Genomic DNA, 2310 nt, shown 5'->3' with positions numbered 1-2310 from the left:
TGCAACTAACCGATTGCTTAGTTGCATCTCGGTAAACGCTTTTGTATGGTATTGAATTCCAGTCGGTTGAGAAGAGGGCCTTTGCGCCCCCCTTTTTCGTCTGTTTTTGCCTTATTTCGCGGGTGGAAATTCTGTAAGATGAGTCCCCAGGGTAGGCTTCTACAATGCATAACCCCCGAAGTTTATAGCTAATTCATTTGCCTTTAGAAAAATATTAAGTATCTTGTCGTCATATAATAATAACTATCAAGCTTGCACAATAAATAGAGATGATTATGAGATTTGGATTGAGCAATCAGATTGCACTCACTCAGGTAGAAGAAAGATTGTACCGACCCTCCAATGCGTATGAAGAGGGGATTCTGACTAGCTTCGAGCGTATGCCGGTAACCATAACGCCCACCCCAGAGGAGGCGGCGGAGAGCATCGCCCGAACCATCTGCAATGATATAAAGGCCAAAGGCAACCAGCCCTACACCATTATGCTTTCGGCTGGGACTAGTCCTGAGCCCATCTACAAGGCACTGATACAGATGCGGGAAAAAGAGGGGGTCTCTTTTGAGAATGTACACCTATTCCCTATGTACGAATTTGTACCCCTTCCCAATAAAGACACAGGCGTACTAGCACAGATCAAAGAGCACTTCGCCACACATGTGGGTATTCCCGATGAGCATCTTCACGGATTGGATAGCCAGCTCTCCAAGGAGGATGTGGGCCGTGCCATTGAGGAGTTTGACGACTGTATTCACCAGCTAGGGGGCATTGACCTCCTTATTACTGGGCTAGGCCGTAGAGGATCGGTGGGGGTCAACTCTCCCGGCTCTATCTGGTCGCAGGGTACGCACTTGTCGGTACTGGATAGCACCTCGGTTCAGGAGGCCATTAGCACCTTTAATACTAAAGAGAATGTACCTCCTACAGCGGTGACTATCGGTCTAAAGAACTTGAGTGAAGCACGTAAGATAATCCTTCTCGCATGGGGCGAGGCCAAGGCCGAGGTGATCGCCAAGGCGGTGGAGGAGCCCATGACGGAGAGCTTGCCTGCTTCTTACTTCCAATCTCACAGCCACGTAAGAGTCTACACCGACCTACAGGCGGCCAGTCTGCTCACTCGTATCAATCACCCTTGGAGGGTCACCTCTATTGAGTGGACCCCTAAGCTGGTTCGTCGTGCCATTGTATGGCTTTGCCAGAAGGTCAATAAGCCTATCCTGAAGCTGACCAATCAAGATTATTCCGACCATCAACTGGGAGAGCTGCTTACGGTCTATGGCTCTGCCTATGATGCCAATATCAAGGTGTTTAATGATATCCAGCACACCATCACCGGTTGGCCAGGGGGCAAACCCAATGCCGATGACTCTAATAGGCCTGAGCGTGCCTTGCCTGCTAAGAAGCGGGTGCTTATCTTTAGCCCTCACCCCGATGACGATGTGATCTCTATGGGAGGTACCTTCCGCCGCTTGGTGGTGCAGGGGCACGATGTGCATGTAGCCTACCAAACCTCGGGCAATATCGCCGTGGGTGATGAGGAGGTGATCCGCTATCTCTCTTTCCTTCGCAATACCGCAGAGCACTTAGGAATGGCTGATAGCAAGCTCCACCAGCATGCCGAGGAACTCCGACACTTCTTGCTACACGAAAAGGAGGAGGGCTCTATCGAAACGCCCGAGGTACGCTTTTTCAAAGGAACTATCCGTGTAGAGGAGGCTCGCACAGCCGACCGCTTCATTGGAGTTAAGGAGGACCATGTACACTTCCTCAACCTGCCATTTTATGAGACAGGAGGCATCAAGAAGAATCCACCAACTCGGACCGACGTGGATATCGTGATCCAATTGCTTCGCGAGGTGAAGCCTCACCAAATCTTTGTGGCGGGTGACCTTGCCGACCCACACGGTACTCACAAGGTGTGCCTAGATGTCGCCCTAGCAGCTATTGACCAAGTGAAGAGCGAAGAGTGGTTTAAGGATACGTGGATCTGGATGTACCGTGGTGCATGGGCCGAGTGGGAGATTGACCATATTGAGATGGCAGTGCCTATGAGTCCCGAGGAGCTTCGCTTCAAGCGGAATAGCATCCTCAAGCATCAGTCGCAGATGGAGAGTGCTCCTTTCCTAGGTGATGATGAGCGCCTATTCTGGCAGCGCTCCGAGGATCGCAACCGTGCTACAGCACAGCTCTACCAAGACCTTGGACTAGCTAGCTACGAAGCTATTGAGGCTTTCGTCCGCTACCATCCCATCGACTAAAGAATAGAATAGCCACCTAATGTGGCATACCAAAACAAAGCTAGCCAGCTCTCCA

General features: G+C 50.9%; 1 protein-coding gene. It reads left to right on the top strand.

Annotation, left to right across the window (positions count from 1 at the left end; genetic code table 11):
* Window positions 1–275 precede the first annotated feature (275 nt).
* Window positions 276–2255 carry a 6-phosphogluconolactonase gene (locus tag QVO39_RS03130; RefSeq protein ID WP_021902992.1) on the top strand — a complete coding sequence of 660 codons (1980 nt, stop codon included), beginning with the start codon at window positions 276–278 and terminating at the stop codon, window positions 2253–2255.
* The last annotated feature ends 55 nt before the right edge of the window (window positions 2256–2310 follow it).

Origin of the sequence: Porphyromonas sp. CAG:1061, from assembly GCF_000435035.1 — a bacterium.
In the GTDB taxonomy this organism is placed as follows: Bacteria; Bacteroidota; Bacteroidia; order Bacteroidales; family Porphyromonadaceae; genus Porphyromonas_A; species Porphyromonas_A somerae.
Note: the sequence above shows the minus strand (reverse complement) of the source record. Positions and strands in the feature narration are given on the sequence as shown.